Annotated in this window: 16 protein-coding genes and 1 tRNA gene; 5 read left to right on the forward strand and 12 right to left on the reverse strand. The window is 62.4% G+C overall.

The features are described 5' to 3' along the window. Positions 1–414: 414 nt before the first annotated feature. The 8 genes from WKB88_RS15235 to WKB88_RS15275 form a co-directional block, all read right to left on the reverse strand. The gene (locus WKB88_RS15235) at positions 415–1,347 is read right to left on the reverse strand and encodes an RluA family pseudouridine synthase (protein ID WP_341395468.1); all 933 of its coding nucleotides are present in this window, start codon (positions 1,345–1,347) and stop codon (positions 415–417) included. A gap of 151 nt (positions 1,348–1,498) precedes the next feature. Then, positions 1,499–2,035 (reverse strand): MarR family winged helix-turn-helix transcriptional regulator, encoded by a 537-nt coding sequence (locus WKB88_RS15240; RefSeq protein WP_341395402.1) that lies wholly within the window; start codon positions 2,033–2,035, stop codon positions 1,499–1,501. Positions 2,036–2,228: 193 nt separating this feature from the next. Continuing rightward, the gene (locus WKB88_RS15245) at positions 2,229–3,038 is read right to left on the reverse strand and encodes an Fpg/Nei family DNA glycosylase (RefSeq protein WP_341395403.1); all 810 of its coding nucleotides are present in this window, start codon (positions 3,036–3,038) and stop codon (positions 2,229–2,231) included. A 44-nt stretch (positions 3,039–3,082) separates the two neighbouring features. Further along, positions 3,083–8,215: a DNA glycosylase AlkZ-like family protein gene (locus WKB88_RS15250; RefSeq protein WP_341395404.1), complete on the reverse strand. Its 5,133-nt coding sequence runs from the start codon at positions 8,213–8,215 to the stop codon at positions 3,083–3,085. An 87-nt stretch (positions 8,216–8,302) separates the two neighbouring features. Beyond that, positions 8,303–10,303, reverse strand: coding sequence for a DUF222 domain-containing protein (locus tag WKB88_RS18255; RefSeq protein ID WP_445818938.1), 2,001 nt, complete (start codon positions 10,301–10,303; stop codon positions 8,303–8,305). 123 nt (positions 10,304–10,426) lie between these two features. Further along, positions 10,427–11,089, reverse strand: coding sequence for a DUF4232 domain-containing protein (locus WKB88_RS15265; protein WP_341395405.1), 663 nt, complete (start codon positions 11,087–11,089; stop codon positions 10,427–10,429). A gap of 81 nt (positions 11,090–11,170) precedes the next feature. Further along, positions 11,171–11,923, reverse strand: a complete 753-nt coding sequence (locus tag WKB88_RS15270) for a YcnI family copper-binding membrane protein (protein WP_341395406.1) — start codon at positions 11,921–11,923, stop codon at positions 11,171–11,173. A gap of 128 nt (positions 11,924–12,051) precedes the next feature. Then, positions 12,052–12,507: a 23S rRNA (pseudouridine(1915)-N(3))-methyltransferase RlmH gene (locus tag WKB88_RS15275; RefSeq protein WP_341395407.1), complete on the reverse strand. Its 456-nt coding sequence runs from the start codon at positions 12,505–12,507 to the stop codon at positions 12,052–12,054. 78 nt (positions 12,508–12,585) lie between these two features. Here WKB88_RS15275 and WKB88_RS15280 point away from each other — a divergent pair, with 78 nt between their 5' ends. From WKB88_RS15280 to WKB88_RS15290, 3 genes are all read left to right on the forward strand, one after another. Then, entirely contained in the window at positions 12,586–13,464 is an 879-nt protein-coding gene (locus WKB88_RS15280; protein ID WP_341395408.1) for a patatin-like phospholipase family protein, read from the forward strand. 315 nt (positions 13,465–13,779) lie between these two features. Then, complete coding sequence (locus tag WKB88_RS15285) at positions 13,780–14,247, forward strand: DUF4383 domain-containing protein (protein ID WP_341395409.1); 468 nt, start codon at positions 13,780–13,782, stop codon at positions 14,245–14,247. 196 nt (positions 14,248–14,443) lie between these two features. Beyond that, positions 14,444–15,226: a GAF and ANTAR domain-containing protein gene (locus WKB88_RS15290; RefSeq protein ID WP_341395410.1), complete on the forward strand. Its 783-nt coding sequence runs from the start codon at positions 14,444–14,446 to the stop codon at positions 15,224–15,226. Positions 15,227–15,244: 18 nt separating this feature from the next. On the opposite strand, the gene WKB88_RS15295 is transcribed toward WKB88_RS15290, so the two are convergent. Then, positions 15,245–15,520, reverse strand: a complete 276-nt coding sequence (locus WKB88_RS15295) for a hypothetical protein (RefSeq protein ID WP_341395411.1) — start codon at positions 15,518–15,520, stop codon at positions 15,245–15,247. Between the two features lie 216 nt (positions 15,521–15,736). On the opposite strand from WKB88_RS15295, the gene WKB88_RS15300 reads away from it, so the two are divergent. Beyond that, the gene (locus WKB88_RS15300; RefSeq protein ID WP_341395412.1) at positions 15,737–16,315 is read left to right on the forward strand and encodes a hypothetical protein; all 579 of its coding nucleotides are present in this window, start codon (positions 15,737–15,739) and stop codon (positions 16,313–16,315) included. Between the two features lie 144 nt (positions 16,316–16,459). Here the strand turns inward: WKB88_RS15300 and WKB88_RS15305 are convergent. The 3 genes from WKB88_RS15305 to tadA form a co-directional block, all read right to left on the reverse strand. Beyond that, positions 16,460–16,547, reverse strand: a tRNA-Ser gene (locus WKB88_RS15305). 74 nt (positions 16,548–16,621) lie between these two features. Continuing rightward, complete coding sequence (locus WKB88_RS15310; RefSeq protein ID WP_341395413.1) at positions 16,622–17,107, reverse strand: pyridoxamine 5'-phosphate oxidase family protein; 486 nt, start codon at positions 17,105–17,107, stop codon at positions 16,622–16,624. 62 nt (positions 17,108–17,169) lie between these two features. Beyond that, entirely contained in the window at positions 17,170–17,640 is a 471-nt protein-coding gene (gene tadA, locus WKB88_RS15315; protein WP_445818939.1) for a tRNA adenosine(34) deaminase TadA, read from the reverse strand. A 103-nt stretch (positions 17,641–17,743) separates the two neighbouring features. Here tadA and upp point away from each other — a divergent pair, with 103 nt between their 5' ends. Then, entirely contained in the window at positions 17,744–18,379 is a 636-nt protein-coding gene (gene upp / locus WKB88_RS15320; RefSeq protein WP_341395414.1) for a uracil phosphoribosyltransferase, read from the forward strand. The last annotated feature ends 357 nt before the right edge of the window (positions 18,380–18,736 follow it).

An 18,736-nucleotide genomic window follows, 5' to 3' on the forward strand; every position in this document is an offset into this window, starting at 1 on the left:
GGATGAGGCCGGTGCTCGGGTGCTGAGGGCTGAACAACCCTTTTACGGACCGGGTTTGCCCCGGATACGTTCAGGGGCGGAGAGGGGTCCGGACCGTCCTGCAGATCGGGAAACGGCTGGTTGAGATCTGGAGACAGCTGTTTTTCAGCATCTCGCTGCGTTTCCGGAGCATGCTGTTCTCTCGGCCCGCGCTGCGGTCCGGACGGCGTCGTCGGCGGAATCATCAGGGTCCTTCCCCTGCCGGAGACAGCAGGAGCTGCCCGGAAGTTTTCACTCACCCTACCCATAGTCAAGACCGATGGGCAGAAAAACTTTCCCGGGCAGGATTCCGCGACGTGCCGGTTGGTATCGAGTGAGTATTGAATGAGTCGGTTGAATCCGGGTCCGGCTGCTTCCGGTTTAGCTGTTTCCGGGTCAGCCTTCCTGGGGCAAACGGATGTCCCGCGGCTGCGGCGCGCAGGCCAGCGTCAGTCCGCTTCGGTACTGCACGGGTTGCCTCGTCAGCGGGTCGACAAACTCAACAGAACGGGCGAGCAGCTGCAGCGGCCGGGTGTAGTCGTCAGGTGCCTGCGGCAAGAGCTCCGGGTAGAACGAATCGTTCAGGATGCCGATTCCCAGTGAAGCCATATGCACACGCAACTGATGGGTTTTTCCGGTGTGCGGCTGCAGGCGGTACCTGCCCACGCCGTCGTGCGCTTCCAGGAGCTCGACGCGTGTTTCCGCATTCGGTTCGCCCTCCACCTCCTGCGCCAGCAGGTAGGTACGTGACTTGATCATGCGGCTGCGGACGATGCGCGGGAGTTCAAGGTCGGTGCGCACCGGAGCGACAGCCTCGTACTCCTTGGAAATCCGCCGTTTTTCGAAAAGTGTTTGGTACTTTCCACGGGTTTCCGGGTTGGTTGAAAACAGCAGGACTCCGGCCGTCATCCGGTCCAGTCGGTGCATCGGAATGAGGTCCGGAATGTCCAGCTGCACCCGAAGCCGCACCAGCGTGGATTCGGCCACATACATCCCTCCGGGTGTGGTGGGCAGAAAATGCGGTTTGTCGACAACCAGCAGGTTCTCGTCCTGGTGCAGGATGTTGATTTCCACCGGCAGCCGCTTCTCCCGAGGAAGCTCACGGTAATACCAGATGAAGGTGTGCTCGTTCAGGGGTGTGCGTTGCGTCAGCGGAATTCCGCCCACACCTACCACTTCGCCACGGGCAAACCGGTCCACGATTCCGTCCGGATCGACATGGCCGAAGCGGGACAGAACGTACTCCATGGCAGTGTCCCACGGGCCCTCAACCGGCAATCGCAAGCGGGTGGCGTTCACGCCGTTGCGCACGGGGAGCGGAGATTGCATCACCCTTCCAGAGTACCCAGTGCTGGGGGTTGCCTCTGAATGACGACGGCGAGGGCCCAGTTAGCGAACGCTTTGGCCGCTATCGAAGCCGTGGGCGTCAACGGAACCCGAAGGCCTTAGCGAAAGCCGTGGGCGTCAACCAAAACCGAAGCTAGGAGGGGGCGGAGCCGTCGCCGGTGTTCTCTGCGGCTGCTGGTTTTTCATCGACCACATCGGTGAGCCGTTGAAGGAAGCCTGCAACGATCTCCGCTTCATCTGTCGAGAGGGACGCCGCCACGGCCATCATGCGGTGGTGCATCGGACCAAGGAGCTCACGCATTTCGCGGCTCGAGTTTTCCGTGGGAACGAGTTCAAGAGCTCGGCGGTCGGTGGGATGGAGCTGTCGCCGAATGTGTCCGCTGCTCACCAGCCGGTCGATCAGGGCGGTGGTCGACGCGGTGGAAATGGCGAGCAGACGGCTCACCTCTGTGGGTCCCAAGCTGTTTCCCTGCTCGTGTGCCCGCATCAGGTACCGAAGAGCCTGCATGTCCTTCTCATTGATGCCCAGTGAATCGCGTGCCCGCCGGCGCATTTCCTGTTCGGCGGCGCGGTAGTCCCGCAGGGCCTTGAGCACGGTTCTGCCGGGCTCCTGGTCCGGGTCTCCCGAATACCAGAAGCCCGGCACTCCTGAAGAGGCGGTCGGACACATACCGCATATAGTACGGCGAGACCCTAGGCGTCTCCGGTTGTGGCGCGGACATGACACGGACGGGTTTGCCGTGGCGGATGAGGTCGCGCCAGAGGCGCCGGTATGTGCCGGCACGGTTGGGTGGGGGTCGCTTACGCCTGACGGAGCTTTTGATTTACCGGCCGGAGAGCTGTAACGATCTCTACCTGGGCTGCTAAGAGGAAGCCATATGGACAGCGGGCTGGCAGTGCGGACAGTAATAGAGGTCCCGCAGCTCCAGTTCGTTGTCCCCGATCAGTTGGTGCATCACTTTTGTTCCGCAGCGCAGGCACCCCCGGGTATCGCGGTTGTAGACCCACAACGGATCCCGGCCTCTGTTTCCGGTGGTTATCCGGCGGCTGCGCGTTTTATTGGCTTCGAGCAGTCGCTTGGAAAGATCGATGATCCGCGGAAGGTTCTGCACTTCTCCCACCGGTGTCAGCGGATGCACGCCCGCCAGGAAACAGATCTCGCAGCGGTACACGTTTCCGATTCCCGCGAGATTGCGCTGGTCCAGCAGCGCCAGGCCGATAGGCCGTTCGGGAACTGCCCGGATCCGCCGCAGTGCTTCGGTCGCATCCCAGTCCGGCCCGAGCAGATCGGGACCAAGGTATCCCACGGCGTCGTCCTCTTCCGCGCGCGGAAGAACGCGCAGGAAACCAAGATCGAAGCCCACCACCTGTTTTTGAGCCGTTTCGAGGATGCAGCGGGCCTTGAAGGCCGGGCGGCGCCACCGCTCACCGCGGTCGTAAACGTGCCAGAGCCCCTCCATTTTGAGATGGGAATGCAGCAGCCAGCCCGTCTCGGAATTACCCAGCCGGATCAACAGGTGTTTGCCGCGGGAAACAACGTCGGCAACTGTGTGGCCGGAAAAGTCGGTGGTCGCGAACTTCGGTACCCGGATATCGCACCGGGTGACGGTCTGGCCCGCCAGCGCTGCGTTCAGTTCGCGAGCGGCACGCCATACGGTATCTCCTTCAGGCACCGGTACCTCCCGGGTGTGGAACGGTGGGGTGCAGCCAGACCGGGTCAGACACGGTACCGCAGCCCCTTTGGAGTGGTGTAGAAACCGGCGTGAGTCAGCGCCTTGGCGGCGTCCGTATCCAGGATGTCCTGCCCGTTGACCTTCTCGATGGCCATCTTTTCCGCGGCACCGCGCCGGATGATCCCGACCAGTGCTTCGGCGGAGAGTTCAAGCACTGCCGGATCTTCGGTGAAAGAGAGCAGAGTCTTGCCGCCGCGTTCGGCATAAAGCGCCAGGTTTCCGTCCACCAGGACCACCAGCGCACCGGCCTTTCGTCCGGGGCGGTGTCCGCCGTCGAGCGCCGGCCACGGCAGCGCCGCACCGTACGGATTTGCCGGGTCGGTGGCAGCCAGCGCCACTGCTGCGGGCTCCGGCTTCCGAAGTTGTGCGTCCTCGGAGAAGGACCGCAGCCGGTCAACGGTTGCGGGTACGGCGAACTGTGCCGCACCGAGCTGTTCAATGAAGTAACCGCGGCGGCAGCGCCCCATCTCTTCGAGCCGTGCAAGCACCCGGTACAGCAGGCCAAACCCGCCGGGAGTCCCTTCGCTGGCAACAGAGCCGCGGGTCAGGATTCCGTATCGGTCCATGAGCAGCTCTGCCGTTGCGTGTGCGTGGACGGTGGTGTCGGTTTCAACCGCAGGAAGCATGCTCCAGCGTCCGGCGACGAGCTGCGGTGCGTTGCGCAGAGCGGCTTGCTGGTTTCCCGCGGCGAGACGCATGGAACTTCCGGTGAGGGATGCGCCGGGAGCACGGCCGAGCCTGCCAAGCCGGGCGGTACGGGCACGGGGAGTTGCAGCGCGTTGTTTGTGTGCTGTTTTCCCGCCGGACAGCAGGGACCGGACGGGTGTGAAGGTGTCGTTGCTGATCCGGCCGGACCAGACCAAATCCCAGAGGGCACTGATGACATTGGCATCGGACGTTTCAGCGCCCTGCGCGGCCAGCGCATCAACCAGCTGGCGGAAGAAGTAGGCTCCTCCTCCGGACAGGAGGTTCATCAGCTGCAGCTGCAGCTCGGAGGGATCAAAATCATCAGCCGGGTTTAGCGTCAGAGGCGCGTTCTCCGCGAGATGCAGGGCAATCCAGCCGTCATTGCCGGGCAGGGAACCGGTTCCTGACCAGAGGACCTCTCCCGTGGCCGTCAGCTCATCCAGCATTGACGGTGCATAGTTGCGCACCCGGGAGGCCAGAATAAGCGGTTCCCAGGCCGACGCCGGAATAGGAACTCCGGAAAGCTGGTCGATGACGGTAACCACGCCGTCGAGTCCGCGCAGCGAGGATCCGACATTCTGCCAGACGGGCAGGAACCGGGCGAAGGTGGCCGGATCGACCGGCTCCACCTCCGACCGCAGCGCCGCAAGCGAACGTCGGCGCAGGCGGCGCAGGACATCGGCGTCGCACCATTCAGTTCCTCCCGGCGTTCCCGGAACGGTGATAACGGCGCCTGGTGTGGTGTCGACTCCGGCTGAGGCATCCAGAATGGTGGTCTCTGCGGGGCGGAACTCACCTTCAACCACCCGGCCTTCACCGGCGAGCCGCTGCAGGGTGCCGGTGACGACGGCGACACCCAGTCCCAGCCGTGCAGCAGCTTCTGCTGCCGTGAACGGGCCGTGGGTTCGGGCATACCGGCTAACCAGGTCGCCCAGCGGGTCAGCCACCGGCTCAATAAAGGCCAGCGGAACCCCCATCGGGAGCGGAACACCCAGGGCATCGCGCAGACGGGCAGCATCTTCAATCGCCGCATAGCGGGAAAGTCCGGCGACGCCCACCTTCAAAGCACGGTTGCTGCGGACGAGGTCTTCGAGGAGTTCGGCGGCGTACTCCGGGGTGGCGTGCTCTGAAGATGCGGCCGGTCCGGCGCCGTCGTCGGTCTCAATGCCATTGCCGGTCTCAGCCGTGTTGCTGTCGGCCGGCTGCAGGCGAACCGCGGTTTCGGACACCGTAAGCGGTCCCAGCAGCCGGAGCAGGTCCGCCGCGCCCTCGACGCCCCGGACGCGGCGGTCCGCAGCCAGCCGCTGCAGCTCGCGTTCAATCTGCGTGATGATGCGTGCGTCGAGAAGTTCGCGCAGTTCTGCTCTGCCGAGCAGCTCATTGAGCAGTGTCGGATCCAGCGAGAGTGCTGCTGCACGGCGTTCGGCCAGCGGCGAATCACCCTCGTACAGGAACGCGCCGACGTATCCAAAGAGGAGGGACCGCGCGAACGGCGACGGCGAAGGCGTGGTGGTCTCCACGAGCCGAATTTCGCGGCGCTCTATACCGGCGGCGATGTCCTTCAGCGCCGGAAGGTCGTAGACATCCTGCAGGCATTCACGCACGGTCTCGAGCACGATCGGGAAAGTGGGGTACTTTTTGGCCACGTCCAGCAACTGCGCTGATCTCTGCCGCTGCTGCCACAGCGGGCTGCGCTTTCCGGGATTTTGCCTTGGCAGGAGCAAGGCCCGGGCTGCGCATTCCCGGAACCGGGAAGCGAACAGGGCGGATCCGCCCACCTCTGCCGTGACAATGGATTCGAGCTCGTCTGCTTCAAAGATGAACAGTTCGGCACCCGGCGGTTCGTCTTCCATGAGCGGCACCCGCAGTACGATGCCGTCGTCGGACGCCATGGCCGAGCCGTCCAGTCCGTAACGCTGATGCAGGCGGGCTCCGACTGCCAGAGCCCAGGGAGCATGAACCGGCATTCCGTACGGGCTGTGCAGGACAACCCGCCAGTCTCCGAGCTCATCATGGAAACGCTCAACCACCAGCGAGCGGTCGTTCGGCACCACGTCCGTTGCCTGCTGCTGATCACGCAGATACGTGATGAGGTTGTCTGCCGCCCACTCATCGAGCCCGACGGCGGCCAGGCGTTCCCGGGCTTTCGCATCATCGCTTCCGGACATTTCCCGGACGAAAGCCCCGAGCGCACGGCCCAGTTCCACCGGCCGGCCCAGCGAGTCTCCGCGCCAGAAAGGCAGTTTCCCGGGCTGTCCAAAGGCGGGGGAGACCAGCACCCGGTCATGGGTAATGTCCTCAATGCGCCAACTGGTGGCGCCCAGGGCGAATACATCGCCTACCCGGGACTCGTAAACCATTTCCTCGTCGAGTTCACCGACACGCCTGCTGTTTTTGCCTTCGGAATCACCCACGAGGTAAACGCCAAAGAGCCCGCGGTCCGGGATGGTTCCTCCGGAAGTCACTGCAAGGCGCTGCGCACCGGGGCGTCCGGTAATGGTGCCGTCGGTCCGATCCCAGACGATCCGCGGGCGAAGTTCCGCAAACTCGTCGGAAGGGTAGCGGCCTGCCAGCAGATCCAAGGTGGCGTCGAAGGCCGAACGCGGCAGTCCCGCAAATGGTGCGGAGCGGCGGACGACGTCGAACCATTCCTCCACGTCGATCGAACCCAGTGCTGCTGCCGCAACTGTCTGCTGGGCCAGGATGTCCAGCGGATTGGCGGGTATGAAAAGGGGTTCGATTTGTCCGGCAAGCATGCGCTCGGCAACGACGGTGGAATTGAGCAGGTCTCCGCGGTGCTTCGGGAACATGACGCCCTGCGAGGTCTCTCCCACTTGGTGCCCGGCACGTCCGACACGCTGCAGGCCGCTGGCCACTGACGGCGGGGATTCGACCTGGATCACCAGATCCACGGCGCCCATGTCGATACCGAGTTCGAGGGAGCTGGTAGCCACCACGCAGCGCAGGCGTCCGGATTTGAGGTCGTCCTCGATCAGTGCGCGCTGGTCTTTGGACACGGACCCGTGGTGGGCGCGGGCCAGCAAAGTCTCGCTGTCTGCTGGTGAAGGTTCCGTATCTCGGTACCGGATGGAAACTCCGGCTTGTGCCATCAGTTGCGCGGGAGGTCGGGCGGTCGGTATCCCTGCAATTGGGGCCCCATTAGCCGTGCTGCTGCTGGTTCGATTGCCGGTATCGGTATCGGTACCGGTGTCGCTGGAGTCGCGCATACCGGTGCTGACGGTGGTGCCATCCGCGAATGGTGCCCCTGCGGAGTCGTCGGTTCCCGTGGCAGCAGCGGCAGCTGCTTCCGACGCTATCGCCGCCTCTTTCCGGTAGGCATGAATTTCATTTAGCCTGGCAGTCAGCCGTTCCGCCAACCGTCGGGAATTGGCAAACACTATGGTGGAGCGGTTGGCCTCGATGAGGTCGACGATCTTTTCCTCGACGTGCGGCCAGATGCTCGCCTGAGGGGCGTATCCGCCTTCCACCGTGTCTTCAGCAGGAGGTGTGCCGCCCAAGTCCGACATGTCCTCCACCGGAACCGTCACGGTAAGGTTCCAAGATTTAGTGGAAGACGGCGCGACGATCGTGACCGGAGCATTTCCGCCGAGGAACCGGGCAACCGTTTCATGCGGTTCCACCGTTGCAGACAGGCCAATGCGCTGGACGGGTTTGTCCAGCATTGCGTCCAGTCGGGCAAGGGTTACGGCGAGGTGTGCGCCTCTTTTGGTTCCTGCAACGGCGTGCACCTCATCGACGATGACCGTTTCCACTTCCGCGAGAGTTTCCCGTGCCCGTGATGTCAGCATGAGGAACAGTGACTCGGGTGTGGTGATCAGGATGTCCGGGGGCCGGGTCAGCAGTGCCCGGCGTTCATTTTGAGGTGTATCTCCGGAGCGGACCCCAACTGTGATGGCCGGTGTCGACAGGCCCAGGCGTTTTGCCGTTTGGGTGATCCCGATGAGGGGAGAACGCAGGTTCCGTTCGACATCGACGCCGAGTGCCTTCAGCGGTGAAATGTACAGAACCTTGGTTTTGCGTTTCGGTTCCGTGTTTCGTTTACGGCCGGCGGTCTTGGCAGTTTTGCCGGGATTGATCGTGGAAGACGCGTCATTGGAGACAGCCGGAGTCGCTTGGGATGCCGGAGCTGATGCAGATTCCGACGCTGGAGCCGTTTCGAAAGCTGCATCTGTTTCAGAAGTTATGGCCGCGGTAGTGCCGGCGGCTGAGGCAATAAAACTGTCCAGCGCCCACAGGAAGGCCGCGAGCGTTTTACCGGAACCGGTGGGTGCAACCACCAGCGCATTCGATCCTTCAGAGATGGCTTCCCATGCTCCGGTTTGAGCAGGTGTTGGCACATCAAAGGCACCCTCGAACCACTCTCTGGTGGCGGGGGTGAACTTCTGCAGCACCGAAGCTCCCGATGTCATGCGACCTATTCTTCCGCACTGCCCTGACACTTTTGACCCTTGAAGGGGCGGTTTGGCTGGAGGCCGAATCCGGGACTGCAGATCCGTTCACGACACCCGGATCGTTGCGGATGCCTGACCGGAGTATCCAGAGCTCAGCCCGGCACGGAAGAAGGTGTTCCGTAGCGGATTTCGATCGGGATCCACATATGCCGGCGGAACAAACCACGGCACGCCTGACCTCACATCGATGTGCCAGTTTTCCTTATGTACTTCGTGGTGGTGATGCGAACAGAGCAGTACTCCGTTGTCCGTAGAGGTCGGTCCGCCGTGGTTCCAGTGCCGAATGTGGTGGGCTTCAGTCCAAGGTCCTGGAATCGTGCACCCGGGAAAAGCACAGCCGCCGTCTCGGGCATGGAGGGCTTTGCGAAGATGCGGCGGGAATATTCGTTGGGCACGGCCTATGTCCAGAATTCTGCCCTCACCGGAGAGTACGACGGGCAACAGCTCGGCGTCACAGGCGAGCCTGCGAACTGTTGCCGCGCTAACAGGACCGGAGAAGGCAAAGGTTCCGGGTCTGACTGCGTTTCCATGCTCTGCTGGCTGTCCGTAGCCTGCTGTGTGCCCGGGCCCTGCTGGCTGTCCGGGCCCTGCTGTGTGCCCGTATCCCGCTGTGTGCCCGGGCCCTGCTGTCTGTCCGTATCCCGCTGCGGATCCGGATACCGGTGTGTTTTCCGGTCCTGCAGGGGCCTTCGGCTGCGGCTCCGGGCCGTCCATCGGCTTGAGGAGGGAGCCGTAATCGAAGGACTGCAGCAGAGATGCCGAATCGATCGTCACCAGCACCTGCGGACGGAGACCGCCTGAAGCAGGGACGCCGCCTGTCGCGAGGGCGGTTTTCGCTGCATCAACGAGTCCGCCGAGCAGTCGCTGGGGCCGCGTGCGGACATCTGAACGGGAGAAGGTGTCGGGATTAGCTGGTGTGCCGTCTCTGCCCTCGACACCAGCCGGACTGTTGGTGACCCTTCCTTCAGCAGCCATGACATCGCCGCCTTCGCCGCTGTGGGCCGGTCCCTCGCCGTCCCGCCCCGGTGCGGGCGCTTGCTGTATCCGAGGCCCTGCAGCTGCGTTCATCACCGTCAGCAGTGTCTCGTGCTGGTCATCGGTGCAATAGATGCTCAGATGATTGAGGCCGTTCTTTTTTCGGCCGGGAAACACTCCCTGAAAGCGGCGCAGCTCCTCAACCGTTGGCTCCGCTCCGTCCTGGTCAACCAGCAGCACCCATCGGCGGGCTGCTCTGACGAGGAAGTCCGTGTCCTGACGGACAGCAAGGGAAGCGAGATCAGCCTCAACGGTTGAACCCGTCGCGGCATCTGTACGGTGCCGGATTTCATCAACGGCATTGGCGACAATAGCTGCTGCTGCGGAGGACACCAGTCCGCTTGCGGAAGCGTCCGCGAGGACCGGCAGATCGGGCGGGAGAATCTGTCCGCTGGTGCTGCTGGAGGGCACCAGGTATGCGGCCAGCCGAAGACGCCGCTGCGCTTCGGCGCGGCTGATCCGGAGACGGCAGCGCATGTAATCTGCCGTGCTCCGGAATTCAGCACGGACTTTTTCACTATTCCCAAGCTCGCAGGACGGCTCTGATTGTCCCCACGTATTGTTCCATCCGGATAGATCGGCAGAGTGTGCAGACGACGCTTGGCTGTCCGAACCGGAACTGGCCACACCGGCAACTCCTGTACCTGGACGCTCTGCACCCGAAGCCTCCGCGGGGAGACAGTCCGAACAGGAACTGGCCACACCGGTAACTACCGCATCCGAACCTTCTGCACCGAGGGCTTCTCCTCCTGAACCTACCGCGCCGAAGCTGTCGATAACCCGGTGTCTCTCCAGGGCCCCTGCGCAGACTACCTGGAGGTATTCCACCCGCCGTGAAATGGCTTCGATGTCCGCCGCGAGGACCGCTGCTTCTCCCGGGGCCATCATTGCGCTGGCTTGCACGGCGTGACGGCTCAGGTGCTGGACTCTCTCGGACGCTTCTCCCACGGACGCCAGGAAGGTAAGCACTCCCGAAAAGTCGGGATCCTTCATTTCAGCCGCTGTCTGCATGAATCAATTCTTCAGGAAACAGGCGACCATGGCTGGAAGAACTTTTCTATGTGGACAATTCCTTGGGGCAGCCGAGACAAAGGATCCTGTGGAGGAGTACCGCGAATGCCTCGCCCGCAGAACCTACCGCTTCTGGACGGGGCCGACGCTGAGCAGCTCAACGTTCGGGTTGGCGCAGGCAAGAATCTGGTGGTCGATGTTCAGCGACTCAAGGTCGTCCGGCGGATACACGACCAGCTGGGTTGCCTGTTCGGAAACACAATCTTCGCCGTAGTTTTCCGCGCGGGTTTCCTTCAGCTCAGAAACCACGGATTGGTTCGGTTCCAGAAGAAGCGGTTCCCCGGTGACCGGTCCGCCTGAGCGGACAGCGGCTGCTCCCAGCGGCTGGCCGGCGGCATTGATATAGGAAACGCCCGGATAGCCCTGTGCTGCGGCGCAGGGCGCCGCTGAAACGTTGGTGAGGACCAGAGTCCGATAGACGCTGCCGGCAGCACCGCCGCCAATGTTCTCCTCTACCGACCCCGCGAGATCGGCGGCTGAACAGGAAGCGGCCCCGGCTGGTGGAACCGGAGCTGCGGCAGTCTGCGTCGGCACCGCCGTCCCGGGATCAGAAGCTGCGGGGCTGGCCGGTGCGCTCGCACTCGGAGAGACGCTGGACGACGACGACGACGACGACGACGGCGACTCGGACGACGCTGCCTCCCCTCCGCCCGATCCGCAACCGGCGAGAGCTAAAACGGCACCAATGGCCACAGCTGATACTGACGAAGACTTCCACAACCGCATATTCATAGCCTTACCCTGTCCTCAGGGAGGGGGAGCGTCAATTACGAAGCGCCGGAGGCACCGTAAATGACGCCGCAACCGTTACGGTTTCCGCGTCCGGTACAGTGCTGTGGCTCCCAGGACCAGTCCGAGGACGCCGGCACCCAGACCCGCGTAACCGGCAACTGCGGCGGCCTCAATGTCATCCTCGTCCACGGCATCATTGCGGTCCTGGCCGTCTTCCCTGTCCCCGGTGCCGTCTTCCCTATCTCCCGCATCGTCGTGGGACTCTCCGTCATGGGAAGCATCCGAGTCTCCGGAACCTTCCGAGACGGTGAACGCCGGGGCCGGAGACTCAAGATCGGCATCCGGCTGGCCCTCCGCCGGGAGCTGTGCCCAGTCGGTTTCACCCTCGGAACAGGACTGGAGAACGGGGAATGCCAAAGTCTCTCCTGCTGCATCGGGGAGCCGCACGCTGAGCTGGAAGGTGTCCCGGACGCCGTCGGGCAGCGGTTCAACAGCCGTAAAAACCACCTGGCTCGTCCGCGACGCAATGCTCGTTCCGTTCTCCAGCACCCGCGGTTCTGCGAATTCCTCGGTAACTTTGCTGATCGTCCAGCCGGGGTGGGCGGTGGGAGTGGCATCGGTGATCTGTTCCGGCAGAGTGACCGTGACCGCCGTCGTCGGCGAACCCGAGCAGCCGTGGGAGGTCTCAAAGGTGAGGAGCGTTGACTCTCCTGCCTCCGTGGAATCCGGGTGAACATGCACATGTGCAGAGGCAGCACCCATGCCGACAGCCATGAGAACGGCTGCTGCTCCGGCGGACGTCAGGGAACGAAGAACAAGCGAACGCATGGAGAACCTTTCAGAGCGCGGGGCGCGCAGGGCGAAGAGCGACGGCGGAACTTCGCCGCGCGGTGGTGTTTGGGGGCGATTCCACTGTACCGGGAGGGGTATGCAGGGCCCTGGAGGGAAACCATCAGCTATTCGTGGTGGTACGGACGGCCGCCGGCGATCTCCTGCGCGCGGTACACCTGCTCGGCGAGGATGAGGCGAACGAGCTGATGCGGGAAAACCAGAGGTGACAGGGACCAGATGAAATCCGCGCGGGCATGAACGCTTTCATCCACTCCGTACGCTCCACCGATAATCAGCGTGACATTGCGGGAATTGTCGAGGGGCTTCTGCAGCGTCTTCGCCAGAGCCGGAGAGGTGATGGCCTTGCCCCGCTCATCGAGCAGGATGACGTAGTCGTTGCCAAGCTTGGACAACAGGCGCTCCGATTCCTCCTTGCGTGCGGCGTCGCCCTCGCGCGCAGAATGGGGAATGGAGACCCAGGTGAGGTCAAAAGGCTTCTTCAGCCTTTTTTCGTAGCGGCGGATACCGTCCACAACCCAGTCTTCGTGTTTCCGGCCAACCATCAATACACGCAATGCCATGTCTCCATTGAATACCCCGGCACCGTGACACGGAAAAGTTGTGGCGAGCATCACGGGGTGCACGTCTAGACTGCCCGCATGACTAATAAGCATGAGACGCGCGCGGTGGTTCTTGGTGGCGGGGGAGTGGCGGGAATTGCCTGGGAGATGGGTGTTCTGGCTGCCCTGCTGGAGCACGGCATCGAACTGAACGACGCTGACTTGGTGGTGGGCACATCCGCAGGCTCCGTTGTCGGCGCTGCCCTGCGGTTCGGAGTGGTGCGTCAGGTGCTGGCGGCGCAGCTCCGGGAGGACGATTCGGCGGAAACGGCTATGGAGCAGGGGGAGCTGGCGCACTTCAGCACCGACGGGTTTCTGAACATGATGGCCGACGCCGCGCGCGGCCCGGGAGGCGAGCAGGAAGCTCGGGCGCGGCTGGGTGCCCTGGCGCGGGCAGCCGCCAAGGGGCTTTCAGAGGATGCCTGGGTACGCACCATCCGGTCGCTTCTGCCGCAACCGACCTGGCCGCCCAAGCTGCTGAAGGTGACGGCGGTAAATGCCGACGACGGCGCCTTCACAGTTTTCGATGCATCGTCCGGTGTTGAACTGGCCCTCGCGGTGGCCGCCAGCTGCACCGTTCCCGGAGCGTGGCCGCCCGTGTCCATCAACGGCCACCCGTATATGGATGGCGGGATGCGGTCAGCTGTTAATGCAGATGTGGCAACCGGGTGTGACAAGGGTTTGGTCCTCTCCTGTGGGCCGGAAGCTCCTGAGAGTCCCTTTGGCCCCACACTGCCCCAGAGCATGGAGCATCTGTCGGGCCGGGCCGGCACCTTCCTGATAGAGGCCAATGAAGCAAGCCTGGCTGCCTTCGGAACGAACATGCTGCTCGAATCAACGAGACGCCCTTCGGCCGCCGCGGGCTTGGAACAGGGAAAGGCGGTGGCTGACGCGGTAAAGCATTTCTGGGGTGCCTGACTGTTCGGTGCCCGGCCCCCCTTGGCTGCCCCCCTTTGGCCGCCCGCCCCTTGCTCGGCCCCCCTGGCCGCCCGCCCCCCTTGGCCGCCCGCCCTTGGCCGCCCGCACTCCGTTCTGCACCCGTATTCCGAGGGGCGCAGCGGATTCTCGACAACGTGTTGACACGCCGAGCTTTTCCGACATGCTAGTAAGCATGCTTAGTATATTGGGTGATGGTAGGCGAAAGCCTAAGAACCCAGGCTGCAGCAGGCTGCGGCCCCACTCGGAGAGGGGTTAGGCCCCGCCTCGTTGATAACGGCAGATAGGAGAAGCTTAATGGCAACATCGGACCGTACCGGAGTAAGTACCGGGCGCACCAGGGTGCAGACCGCGTCCATGGTCGTGGGTGCAGTTTTCCTGCTGGTCGGGATTTTGGGATTTATCCCGGGCATTACCACCAATTATGATCAACTGACCTTTGCCGGACACCACTCTGAAGCATTGCTGATGGGTGTTTTCCAGGTCTCGATTCTTCATAACATTGTGCATCTGCTCTTTGGGATCTCCGGATTCCTTTTTGCCCGTTCTGTCTCCGGAGCACGGAATTACCTCATCTTTGGGGGCGTCATTTATTTGTTGCTTTGGCTCTATGGCCTGTTTATCGGACATGACTCCAGCGCAAATTTCCTGCCGCTGAACAACGCCGACAACTGGCTGCACCTGGTGCTCGGCCTGGGCATGGTGGCGCTCGGCTACTTCTTGTCCCGCAACCGAAAGTCTCCCCGGACTTCGCAGCCGAGGTAGACCGCAACCGCAGGACTATGTGGACTATAACCAGCACCCTCCGAAGGCAGGCGCGGTTCCCCGCGTCTGCCTTCGGCTGTCTGTGCCCAACATTCAGGGGCCGGTCTCCGGTTGCACGAGTCAGAAGCCCGCTACGGTGCTTTAATCGGAAAGAACAGGCATTTTGCGGTTCCACCCCTCAACGGAAATCGGTGATATGACGAACTACAAGAGCACTTCGACGGACGTGACGGAGTTGGAACCAAGCACGCAGGAGCACAATGAGAGGGACTACTCCGGGCTGCTGCAGGACATGGTCCTGGAAACCGAAGACGTCGAGAGCTTCCTCGAAGATCTGACCCGGCTGACCGTCGACACCCTTTCCGCATCCGGGAAGGAAGTGTTCTGCGGGGTGACCCTGCTGCGGCCAAACCGCGCGGGAACCGTGGCAAGCAGCAGCCCGGAAGCGCTGCAGATGGACGAAGTCCAGTACGAATACGACGACGGCCCGTGCCTGGAAGCCGCCCGCACCAACCACACAGTGCTGGTGCGGGACATGAGCCGGAATCCCCGGTGGCCCCAATACACCCAGGCGATTTCTGAATTTGGGCTGAAATCCGTTCTGGGAGTGCCAATCCCCCTCGACGGAGAAGCGCAGTGCGGCTTGAACATGTATGCGCGGGAAGCCAACGCCTTCACCGACGAAATGGTCCGCGAAGCCGAGGAATTTGCCCGTGGCGCCTCAAAGTCCCTCCGGCTTGCCGTGCGCATAGCGCATCTGACGGAGAGCCGTGACAACCTCAAGGCTGCCATGACGTCCCGAACCACAATCGACCTTGCCGCCGGCATCATCATGGCGCAGAACAGGTGCAGCCAAGACGCCGCGGTGGGCATTCTCAGAGCTGCCTCAAGCGCGAGGAACATGAAGCTACGGGATGTGGCTGCCGCCGTCGTCGCTTCCGTCAGCGGAGCGGAACCGAAGACCCACTTTGTGGATTAGCACTGCGAATTACCGCTGCTAAACGCGCTGGGGAGGAAGTTTAGTCTTGGGTCGTCCCTCGGCCTTGCCGCCTTCAACTCCGCCCACGATGCCGGTCTCGCCAATGTAGCGCCGGCCGGAAACCTCGTTCCAGCGCGAGGCCGAGATTTCCTTTCGGACCAGCCACCGTCCCTCGTCCGCTGCTTCGAGAATGACGAGGGTCCCTCCCCGCGTTACTTGGTATGAGAACTTCAGCTCTTCGGTGTCCTCAAGTTCTTCAGCAGGTCCATCTGCTCTGAGGATGCGCACAGACATTGCGGCCTCCATTGGTTATGCCGGCAATCCGGGGTTGCCGGTCTGCGGCCAAGAATATGTCCCCGTAGTAGTCCTGGGAACAGGTTTTCTTAGGGAAAAGAGCTTTTCGGGCATCAGGCCGCGCGGGCATGCAGGCCGCCGCTGATGCTTCGGGTCCATAATCTTCGGAACTATAATCGGCGTGCGTTACATATCCGGTTCGGGGGAGGCCAAACGATGTCAGCAGCGCAATTTCTGGAGATCAGCATCACCACTGGCATAACCCTGGCAATTGCAGCGGTTGCCTGGTGGGCGCGGAAGTATCCCAACCGGTCCAAGACCCACCCGGAACGTGTCCGGATCCCCAAGGCGGTGCCGATTGTTGGCTGGCTCTTCGTCTCTGTGGGACTCCTGATGGGTCTGTGGGCTTTCACCTCCGCCGACGGCCCTCTCGGTGCCCGGATTGGTTCGACGGCAATAATTATCGGCGGACTGGCCTTCCTCGCTGCGTACCGGAACTTTTACGTGGTTCCGGGTGCCTACGGAATTGCCTTCCGCAGTGTCCTCGGGAATGAGCATGAGCACCTGTACAGCGACATCGTCCACTATTCGGCGGGCGTAACGAAAGGGCAGCGGTTCCTCACCGTAAAGTTCGTTGACGGCGTCAAGCTCAGCCTGAACATCACTGCCTACGACGTGACACCCATGCTCCGGGCCATAGATTTCCACCACGCCACCGGCCGATGGCCTGTCCGCACCGAAGCCCCTCAGCAAGACATCGATCAGCAAGACCTCGATCAGCAACGGGCCAGCTAACGACCAGGCTGGTGCAGTGCGGTTTGCCGAGCCGCACGTCATTATGAGGCGAAGTTCTGCCACCTGTTTCCAGGGCCCGTCCCGCGGGGCACAACAAAAAACCCCGGTTCCCTTTGTTTACAAGGGAACCGGGGTCTTTCTCAATGGCGGTGACGGTGGGATTTGAACCCACGTTGGCTTTCACCAAACAACATTTCGAGTGTTGCACCTTCGGCCGCTCGGACACGTCACCAACGCGTCAACCTTACCGGCTAAAACGCCCTGCCCCAAAACGGCCGGTTGCGAGCCTCGGAGGCCGCGGCGGAACTAGAGGTCGACGACGTCGTTCTTGCCAACATTGGGGGTGCTCCCGGTGACGGCGCTCTTCGCGATCTTGAAGATGCTGGCCACACGGGGCTCGTCGGACGCCCAGTATTCGGCCGTATCCGTGTCGACCTTGATCAGGGCGACCGAGGGATCTTCCCGGCCCTCCTCGAACCACGCAGCTGCAGACGACTTCCACAGCTCGTCAATCTTGCCTTCATCCTTGGTGATCGACGCCGTGCCGCTGATGGAGAGGTAACCCTTGGAATCATGGATGGAGACGTTCACATTGGGGTTGGTCCGGATCTCGTCAGCCTTGGGGGAGGGGTCCTGCGTGAAGAACCAGAGGTTGCCGTCGGAATCCGTCTCCTGCAGCTCCAGTGGACGGCTCACAAGGTGGCCGCTTGCATCCACGGTGGTCAGCTGCGCAATTTTGGCGTGTTCGAGGATTTTGACGACTGTGTCCAGTCCGTCCTGATCTGCACTCATTGAGAAACTCCTTGGGATAACGGGTTCTGAATTAGTAAGCCTACGTAGGGAATTGGCCCGTGTCAGCCTGATCGCCGAGAGCCGAAAAAATCGGTGAGCAGCTTTGCGCACTCCGCTTCCCGTACTTCGGGGAAAACCTCCACCCAATGGTTCAGGCGCCGCTCCCGGAGGATGTCAAAAACCGATCCGGAGGCTCCGGCCTTCTCATCCCAGGCCCCAAACACCACCTTCGGTATCCGTGCCAGCACAATCGCTCCGGCACACATGGCACAGGGCTCAAGGGTGACCACCAGAGTGCATCCTTCGAGACGCCACTCACCTGCAGCGGCTGCAGCTTGGCGGATTGCCACCACTTCGGCGTGGGCCGTGGGGTCGCCACTGGCCTCCCGTTCGTTGCGTCCGGTACCAATTACGGTCCCATCAGGACCGATGACGACGGCGCCGATGGGCACGTCGTCGGTGGAAAGGGCTCCGCGGGCCTCGGCAAGGGCAAGATCCATCCACGCCTCATGCTGCGCTGTTGGGGGCATCATGCTCCCATCTTCCCGCAGAACACGCAGTTCTCCGCAGTCGCCGCCGCCGGGCGGGCAGTTGCTCAGCAGGGGTATCTGTCCCTGCGAATGGTAGTTTTGAAGCATGCGCGTACTTGTAGTGGATCACCCCCTTGTTGCCCACAAACTCACCGTTCTCCGCGATAAAAGCACCCCTTCACCGGTGTTTCGACAGCTCACGGAAGAACTCGTCACCCTTTTGGCTTACGAAGCCACCCGCAACGTTCGCGTTGAGCCCGTCCAGATCGAGACTCCGGTCACGACGGCGGTAGGCACCGGGCTGGTCAAGCCCACCCCGCTGGTGGTGCCGATCCTCCGTGCCGGACTGGGCATGCTTGAGGGCATGACCCGCCTGGTTCCCACCGCCGAGGTCGGATTCCTGGGGATGGCCCGCAACGAGGAAACCCTCGAAGCGATCACTTATGCCGAGAGGCTTCCGGATGACCTCACCGGACGCCAGGTCTTTGTCCTGGACCCCATGCTGGCCACCGGCGGAACCCTCCGCGAAGCCATCAAGTTCCTGTTCAAGCGCGGCGCTGCGGACATCACGTGCATCTGCCTGCTGGCCGCTCCGGAGGGACTGGAAATCCTGCAGCAGGAACTGGCCGACGCGAACGTCACCATTGTGCTGGCTTCGATTGACGAGCGGCTGGACGAAAAGTCCTACATCGTTCCCGGCCTGGGCGACGCCGGTGACCGACTGTACGGCGTCGTCGACTAAAAGCTCCCGGAAGACAAGAGAGGTGTCCAGTATGTGGACACCTCTCGGAGTGCTTGACTCGCACCCGTTTATAAGATCATTTATGGACGGGTGCTTTTTTATGCCCGGCGGCCGTCCTGCGAGCACTCATGGGGGCCCGGCACTGTGGGCCACGCCCCGGAAATGCCTGTTCCCGGGGTGCTGACTGTGAGGTGGGTCAAAAGAGCGCTTTCCACGCCCAATAGTGTGAGGTGTATCACTTTTAGGCCCGAACCGTCCACATGGTGAGACGATCACCGCATTATTACTTGCGCGTACTCCTTTGTTACATGCAATAATCCGTAATGTGAACATCCACACGGCAGCACCTGTCGCAGT

The organism is Arthrobacter sp. G119Y2, assembly GCF_038069765.1.
GTDB lineage: Bacteria > Actinomycetota > Actinomycetes > Actinomycetales > Micrococcaceae > Arthrobacter_B.